Raw genomic sequence first — 7730 nt, 5'->3', positions numbered from 1 at the left:
ATCGGCAATTGCTTGAATACTTTTATCGCCGCGTTGCAAGACTTTACTCAGGGCTTGCTCTTTAAATTCTTCACTATAACGGGTTTGCATTAGGGTTGCCTCTATAAATGGGTGAGGCGACAACTATCCTGACACAGGGGGCGTTTGGCGAAGGTATTGAACTTACCAAACGCTTGTTTAAACACTTGGATCAGAAGAACGCCTTGAAGCATCGTCAGGTTAGTTGGAAATAGACTTTGGTGACTGCGCTCACCCCGAGTCTATTAAAAACACCGTATCGACCATCACACATCGAGCGGTTTATTTAAAGATCATCCGGACTGGTTGCAAAATATCCCAACCACAGAAAATGAGCCGTATATTCAGGTTGCCGCAGTTTTTACCGGCACGCTTACCTGAAAGTACTGGTCATACCGAATACCGACGTATATGTTAAGAATGTACATTTTAGTTAACAGTGGAGAGCGCTATGCAAACCGCACGAATTTTTACTAACGGCAACAGTCAGGCTGTCAGATTACCAAAAGAATTTCGTTTCGACGAAGACGAAGTTGTCATCAAAAAAATGGGCGACAGGGTCGTGCTTTTACCCAAAAACTACCGAGCAGAAAGCTTTCTGGCCATGTTGCAGGAAGTGGGCCCAATGGACATAGAGCGCCATCAACCTATCGAACTTCAGGAACGGCACTTTGAATGAGTTTTTATTTGCTGGATACCAATATCTGCATCTTCTTGCTCAACCAGCGAGGTGGCTTTGAGCACATCCCTAAACGTGACCTGATGGCACCCGATACCGAACCCACGGACGAAGAATTGCAATTAGTCATGCGCGAGGCGCTGGATTTAGCGATGACACGAAAGAAGCAATCAGATAATTGGATTAAGCAGGAGCTTAAGAGAATTGTCACTCTTGTTCGCAACGATTTTGAAAATAGGCACTCATGAACTGGTTCGGCATCAGCAACGAAAACGAGTTTTACAGCCAGCATGACCTGTCGAAAATCTTTTCCGGCGATGTTCGGGGTGTCATAGAAACCTGGGCCGAACAGAAAACCCAAGCCCGAGAAACCCGCCCGCGCACAATCATATAGAACCTGACTATCGTCCGCCCTATGCCCGCTAAACAGCATCCTGCGCGAAGTACTCAACCATCTCGACAGCCTGCAACGCCCACATCCAACCAGTGAACGTGTTGCCAAAGTCAGTGCGTTAATCCGCCAACTGCTGCAAATTTTCGAATTGCCCTGTCAACCTACACAGCAGCCACTTAGCGGCAATGACGATTGGGAACTCCCTTTACTCGCTGAATTGCGCACCCCGCAGGATGAACCCTTGTTATGAGTGCTGAAAGCCCAAGCCCTGGATGAAGGCGATGAGTTCAATGCCGATTTGTTAAGCCCGCGCCTACATGCCGTCCAGCTCACAATTCAGCCATGTTCACGTCGCTAAAGCACTCACAGACGCCGATGCCCCGGATTGGCAAAAGTTACTATCCAGCACTGTTTTTACCCGAACCCGTCCGTCACCAGTGCCAATATCAACTGAAACATCTCCCCTGACACCGAGGGTTACTCATGCGATTCGCTCAACAATCACAAGTGGACCTTTATTCGTAATCATGGGGCTGTAAATTTGAAATATTGTCGAATCGGGTATGTTGCCCGCAAAAATACAATCGAACCGTCCCAATCGGACCGTTTCTTTGTTTGCCGATAATAATCTCGGCAACGCCTTTATCAGGTGAGTCAGGGTTGTAGACTTCATCCCGGTACACGAAAACAATGACGTCGGCATCCTGCTCGATACCGCCCGATTCTCGAAGATCCGACATGACCGGCCGCTTGTTGGGCCGTTGTTCGAGATTCCGATTCAGCTGTGATAGGGCAATGACCGGCACGTTCAGTTCCTTGGCCAGGGCCTTGAGGCTTCGCGATATATCGGAAATTTGTTGCACGCGGTTTTCACCGCTGGCAGGCGATTGCATCAATTGCAAATAATCCAGCACGATAAGACCCAACTGGCCGTGTTCACGCATCAGGCGCCGGGCTCTTGACCGGACTTCGGTTGGCGTCAGTGCGGGCGTATCATCGATAAACAATTTGGTTTCCGCCAGCATACTAATCGCCGAGGTCAGACGGGGCCATTCATCATCATCCAGTTTACCTGTTCTGACCTTATGCTGATCAATACGGCCTAACGACGACATCATCCGCATGGCCAAGGAGTCACCCGGCATTTCCATACTGAACACGGCGACCGGTTTTTGCCCTTTAATCGCAACGTTTTCAGCCATGTTCATGGCAATGGTGGTTTTCCCCATCGACGGCCGTCCGGCTACGATAATCAGATCGGAGGGCTGCAGGCCTGACGTAATGTCATCTAAATCGCTAAAGCCGGTGCTGGTACCGGTTATTGAACCGCCATTTTCAAAATTAAATTCAATTTTATCGACCGCTTGCGCCAGTAATGACTTAACTGAAGTAAAACCTCCTTGTCCGCGCTGCCGCTGCTCGGCAATCTGAAACACCTGCCGTTCGGCATTCTCCAATAATTCAGCCGTATCTCGGCCTTCCGTATTAAAAGCGGAATTGGAAATATCGGTCCCGACATGAATCAACTGCCGGAGTACCGCTTTGTCCCTGACAATTTTGGCATAATAAGCAATATTAGCAGCACTGGGCGTGTCTTTAGCCAACGTAGCCAGATAAGCCAGTCCGCCGACCGTCGTTAACTCGCCAATCGCTGACAGGGATTCGGATAGCGTGATGAGATCAAAAGGCTCCTGTTTTTCAGCAAGCCGCTCGATCGTCTTAAAAATCAGGCGATGGTCCTTGCGATAAAAATCGCGTTCAACCACTTTGTCAGCAATGGCGTCCCAGGTCTGATTATCGAGCATCAGGCCGCCCAGCACCGATTGTTCGGCTTGTATAGAATGCGGCGAGGATCTCATTGGGTCGTTGACCGAATCTATTTCATAATTTTGATGATGCATCTAAATGACCTCTTTCCATTAACGTTTTAATGTTGATTTGATTTTTTGTAGCGCTGATCTCACGTTTTCGGCGTTAATAGGCGATGTTAATGTCGGCGTATATTGTTGGTAAGCCGGACCCACGCTCTCTGTCTTTTCTGTCGCTAGAGCCCGAAATTTCGCAATGGATGGCGGCCAATCTAAGCTCATTCGGCACTGATCGATTGCGTGCTGAATTTGGTCTTGATTAAGGCCCGCCAAGCCTATGGCCCATTGATTCATAGCCGTCTCGACCTGCCCAGGCACAAATTGATCGGCCCATTTTTTTGTAAAAATCCCCTCCAATATTTTAAAAATCATGCAAATGTCTATTATTTCGACGGGCTCTTGCGAGGATCTCGTCGATTTCACGGGCAATGACTGCACTGTGATTTTGACCAGTTTTTCGTGTGTTAGCTGTTCCATAAAATGCCTCAACGTTATGATTTAATTCATTTTTCGACTTATTGAATTGATCCTCCCATCGCCTTTCCCTTAGATAGCGCCCTGGGTTCGGAATGAATCGACCGTTTTCCCGCGCCCATTGAGAATTTGATTGTTTTGCTTCCCGTACTGCTGTTAATATTTGCTCCTGAAGGCCGGCCTCGGGGTTTAAACATGCCCAGGCTATTTCAGCGTCATAGCGATTAGATTGGTTTGGATAAATATCCCAAAATTGGTCAAATCCGGATTCATCAATACCCCTCTTTTTTTTAATTTCTTTTATCTCTTTTTTGCGTATTACCGAATTGATGAGGGGGGGTGTCACTGAATCAGTAAGGGTTTCCAGATCCGTATCCGTTACTGATTCAGAAAATTCGAGCGGAAAAGTGAATTCATAGAGACTTGAACAGGATTTCCCTCCGTCCCCGGTTTTCCTAATCCAACCGAGCTCGGCTAGACGACTGGTGGCGGTAGAGATTTTATTAGTCGCGATTCCGCACCGTTCAGCAATTGTTGAGCGTTTTGGCCAACATTTGCTCTTATCGCCGGGCATAAATGACAAAATTGCGCACAGTACGCGCAATTCTGTTTTGCTAATTCTGTTATCTCTTAAAACTTCGATGGGTACTTTCGCAAAATAATTTTGTGATTTCATCGTCAAGCCCCCTCTTAAACTTTATTCTGAGTTATGAATTGATCGAGATCCGATTTTCGATAGCGGACGCAAGACCCCATTCTGATCATCGACAAATTTTGTCGACCGGTGCTTGCCCAGGTTGCCAGTGTTTTTTCAGCAATACCTAAGTATTTAGCCGCCTCGCGACGGGTCAACAGCGGGTCCTCGTTTGATTTTTGGTTCATAGCTCATCCAAATTTTGTCAGTGAATACGATTCATATTAAAGACGGTGTCCCCAGCTTTTTCCCTTAGGTAAAATTGGAAACTAAGTTAATAATTAATGAATTGAGCAATTGTGTTAAGACGAATTATTGGTAGGAGCTGAAGAAGTTAGTTCTGCCCACTGGAGATGGCTGCGGACGGCATGACGCCGTGCACTTGCGGGTGGTAGTCGAGCCGGCGGGAATGAGTATGCAGAACCGACATCACCTACATTCGGCTGCCGCATTGATCAAGAACGAGGTCGCGCACTGGACAACATCTTTGTCGAGCGACTGTGGCGGACGGTGAAATATGAACAAATCTATTTGAAGCAACACAACAACAGCATGCAGGCCTTGCTGATAGGTTTTAACGGTCTTACTACCAGGAACGACGGTATCATCGTTGGGTTATAAAACACCGGATGACGTGTATCAAACGGCTACAGGCGGCGGTGCCATGATTGTCGATAAATTTAGCAGTACAAAGGACACATCGGTACCCGCAGAACAACTAGGACAGCGCCATTCAGATGGAGTGTGAACAGGTCCCTATATTAAATTTGTATGGACAATGGGTCCACTGTAAGGCTAATCCTATTGCCTTAGCGCGCTAGTGACCCCGATATCTTTTTTTCAATGTCTGACTAACATATGCCGGACTGACCGCAAGTTTTTTGGCAATTTCCGATTGCTTAATTCCATCCTCCGCCATTCTGATGATTATTGATTCTTTGTCTGTTTTACGCTGGTCACGAAATTTGTCATCGTGCATTAGCCAATTTTCAGCGTTTTCCAAATACCGAAAGACACAATAGGGGTGGGAGGTGGTTTCAATGCTGTCATTAAGACTCGCGTAAATATGCTGCACAAAGCCAGCCCAACCCAACTCGTCATGATACGAATTTTGTTTCAATAAACGGGTGACATAGGGCAGTTGCGTTTCAATTAGGCTTATCCAAATGTTACGAACTGAATTCCAATCCGTGACTGTTTGAGTGAAAAAATTTTGAAGAGTAGGGCGAAAAACAATTTTGTTGGAATTCCTCTCAAATTCACTGACAGTTAAATCATCCTGGATAACCCCCTCCTGATTGCGGAGGGCTGCATAGGCCCGCATTCTTTTTTGGAAATCAGGAATTGCCTGGCTAACCCGTTTTGCGCGCAGATATTCTGTATTGTTTTTTGATGAATTGTGAATTGGACAGAATTTTGAATTTTCGGGTGCGCGACGAAAACAAAATAAACAAAATTGTATTTCAGGTTCAGTCGGGACAAACTGATTAATGAGCTTTAAAACACGTAATAAAAGACTGAGTGTCTCACACGTTTTAGAAATTTCCATCCCTTTCGCACTGCTGGGATCTCCATTCAGCAGCTGAGTTAGCAGTTCTTCCTCACGATCCAATTGTCGGCCTAACATTTTAATTTTGTCATTTAATAAAGTTTTTGACTCTAACAATTGTTTTTTTAATGGCCACAAAGCCACACCTAACAGGATAAAATAGCCATCGCGTCCTTCCGGATAAAGGCATTGGATTATCGGATCAATTTCAGCAACAAATAATCGGATTATAGGAACTCGCCCCCAAAAGAGTTTATTTTGATTTAAGGTTTTGTTTTTAACATGGGTGTTGTCGGTATTCGTGTTGGCGATCGCCGTTCCCTCACTAATTTTTTTTAGAAAACTTACAATCGCCAATTTAAATTCCGGCTCAGCATCCCTATAAACATCTAAAGATTCCTGAGTTTGCTTGACAAATTCATTGATTATTATTTTACGGGACTCGCTCTGTGGAGGAGTCCAGGTCGTTGTCGTTCCCCCTCCGTTTTCACACGTTTTTGCTAACAATTCAAGAAGATTGTTTATAGGTATCATTTTGTATATAGGTCCTGAGTTTTCCAAATAATATTATCAGCTGATTGAGCTATTTGGTAACTTATCACTAACTCATAGCACGAGCCGCTGCGCATTGCTAAAGTGGTTCGGGCAATTAAGTCATCGTGTGGACTCGCGCGTTGGGTCCGATACAATAGATATTGCCAAAACTAAATGCCCAATTTGGCTCAGTTTAATTGGCCATTAACACCCACTCCCACAAATTGATAAAATATGCGAAAAGTTGCTTTAGGTGCCTGCTTGGAAGTCTTGGATTAAGCCATAAGTGCGATCGTAAAATCGATATTTTTTGTTTTTTTAAATAAAAAATCACCCTTTCAATGTCGGATCTAGCAAACAAAAACGAGCAAAATATCGGCTTTAGCAAACACGCTAACGTGTGTTTGACTTTTCTTTTTCTGATTTAATTGTCTGAATTTATGGTAACTCATAGTCGCCTTATCCGTGGTTCGCTCGCCATCAATATCGGCCTGATTTCCCCGTCCGCTTCGGGTGCCTTGAAGATGCCCACAGTCATTACCAACGCCTTTTCCTGTGGTACACCCAATCCCATTGCCACTCGGGCATCGGTTATATGACCCCGGCCACCGTCCATTTCGACCAAGCGGCTACGGTATACCAAGCCCGCGCCAAAACCCTGGAGACGGCTTTCCTTACCAAGCCAAATCGATTCAAAGGAAAGTGCCCTTTGCCACCCAGCTTGCCTAACGGCGTTTGGATCAATCCGCCTAAAAACACAAAGGAGAAACTTGACCCATTAATACACAACAGTTAGATACTAAATAAAACAACTTGGTGTCTCAATGTCATTTACCGAGGCGGACTCAAAATCCTGTTTTCAGGGGCCAGGGTTTTATCGAGTGAGGGTTTGCCAGGTGTATTAGAAAGGCAAGGCGTGTTAAATGCAGGAGGCGCAGGCTCTAAAAGCCGCGAAAACACGAGACAAATACCGGGGCCGATGGCATCAGCCCCGCAGCGCTTAAGGGTTGACCGCGTCTTTCAGGTTTTTTCCGGGTTTGAAGCCTGGAATGTTGGCAGCCGCAATAGTGATGGCTTCTCCGCTTTGGGGATTCCGTCCGGTGCGCTCGGCGCGGGCCTTGACGGCAAACGTGCCAAAACCGACCAAGCTGACTGAATCACCGGCTTTTAATGCGGTTTCGATGGTGTGGAGCAAACCGTCCAGCGCCCGGCCTGAATCGGCTTTGGTTAATTGGGCGTGCTGGGCGATGGCGTCGATTAAGTCGGCTTTATTCATAGAGGCGGTTCCTGAGTATTAATGAAAAGAAGATGCGCGTTATTTATAGCAGCGAATTAAGAAATCTTCACGTGCTGAGGTTAATTTTTCTTGGCTACCTGTGCCGCACCGCACTGAATATAGCCCGCCCGTCCTGAACAGGATTTGGGGTTAAGAAGCGGTGTTTAAGTAGGCCCTTTTCACGTTAATCGTGTCTGTAATATCCGGCGTCGTAAACGGCTCTACAACCGGTTCAGGTTTAGCT

At 46.1% G+C, this 7730-nt stretch carries 10 protein-coding genes and 1 pseudogene; 4 read left to right on the top strand and 7 right to left on the bottom strand.

Annotated elements, in window-relative coordinates; genetic code table 11:
* Nucleotides 1-469: 469 nt before the first annotated feature.
* The 3 genes from Q7V32_RS07270 to Q7V32_RS07260 are packed head-to-tail and all read left to right on the top strand — an operon-like array spanning nucleotide 470 to nucleotide 1091.
* Nucleotides 470-697 carry an antitoxin gene (locus Q7V32_RS07270; RefSeq protein WP_304896313.1) on the top strand — a complete coding sequence of 76 codons (228 nt, stop codon included), beginning with the start codon at nucleotides 470-472 and terminating at the stop codon, nucleotides 695-697.
* Nucleotides 694-945 carry a hypothetical protein gene (locus tag Q7V32_RS07265; protein WP_304896312.1) on the top strand — a complete coding sequence of 84 codons (252 nt, stop codon included), beginning with the start codon at nucleotides 694-696 and terminating at the stop codon, nucleotides 943-945. Before Q7V32_RS07270 ends, Q7V32_RS07265 begins: the two co-directional genes overlap by 4 nt.
* Nucleotides 942-1091: a hypothetical protein gene (locus Q7V32_RS07260; protein WP_304896311.1), complete on the top strand. Its 150-nt coding sequence runs from the start codon at nucleotides 942-944 to the stop codon at nucleotides 1089-1091. The genes Q7V32_RS07265 and Q7V32_RS07260 overlap by 4 nt, the downstream gene beginning before the upstream one ends.
* 515 nt (nucleotides 1092-1606) lie before the next feature.
* Here the strand turns inward: Q7V32_RS07260 and dnaB are convergent.
* Complete coding sequence (dnaB, locus tag Q7V32_RS07255; protein WP_304896310.1) at nucleotides 1607-2992, bottom strand: replicative DNA helicase; 1386 nt, start codon at nucleotides 2990-2992, stop codon at nucleotides 1607-1609.
* 89 nt (nucleotides 2993-3081) lie between these two features.
* Between dnaB and Q7V32_RS07250 the strand changes: the two genes are divergently transcribed.
* Nucleotides 3082-3222, top strand: a complete 141-nt coding sequence (locus Q7V32_RS07250; protein WP_304896309.1) for a hypothetical protein — start codon at nucleotides 3082-3084, stop codon at nucleotides 3220-3222.
* Nucleotides 3223-3320: 98 nt separating this feature from the next.
* Here Q7V32_RS07250 and Q7V32_RS07245 read toward each other — a convergent pair whose 3' ends face one another.
* The 6 genes and pseudogenes from Q7V32_RS07245 to Q7V32_RS07225 form a co-directional block, all read right to left on the bottom strand.
* Complete coding sequence (locus Q7V32_RS07245) at nucleotides 3321-4109, bottom strand: helix-turn-helix domain-containing protein (protein ID WP_304896308.1); 789 nt, start codon at nucleotides 4107-4109, stop codon at nucleotides 3321-3323.
* Between the two features lie 14 nt (nucleotides 4110-4123).
* Entirely contained in the window at nucleotides 4124-4315 is a 192-nt protein-coding gene (locus Q7V32_RS07240; protein WP_304896307.1) for a helix-turn-helix domain-containing protein, read from the bottom strand.
* Between the two features lie 152 nt (nucleotides 4316-4467).
* Nucleotides 4468-4557, bottom strand: a pseudogene (locus Q7V32_RS20800) (transposase); the annotation flags it as partial.
* Between the two features lie 387 nt (nucleotides 4558-4944).
* On the bottom strand, nucleotides 4945-6210 hold the full coding sequence (locus Q7V32_RS07235; RefSeq protein WP_304896306.1) for a helix-turn-helix domain-containing protein: 1266 nt from the start codon (nucleotides 6208-6210) through the stop codon (nucleotides 4945-4947).
* A gap of 448 nt (nucleotides 6211-6658) precedes the next feature.
* On the bottom strand, nucleotides 6659-6853 hold the full coding sequence (locus Q7V32_RS07230; protein WP_304896305.1) for a hypothetical protein: 195 nt from the start codon (nucleotides 6851-6853) through the stop codon (nucleotides 6659-6661).
* 357 nt (nucleotides 6854-7210) lie between these two features.
* A complete protein-coding gene (locus tag Q7V32_RS07225; protein WP_304896304.1) occupies nucleotides 7211-7486 on the bottom strand; it encodes an HU family DNA-binding protein in 276 nt (91 codons plus the stop codon).
* Nucleotides 7487-7730 lie beyond the last annotated feature (244 nt).

The organism is Methylicorpusculum sp. (genome assembly GCF_030651835.1).
Taxonomy (GTDB): Bacteria; Pseudomonadota; Gammaproteobacteria; order Methylococcales; family Methylomonadaceae; genus Methylicorpusculum.
Note: the sequence above shows the minus strand (reverse complement) of the source record. Positions and strands in the feature narration are given on the sequence as shown.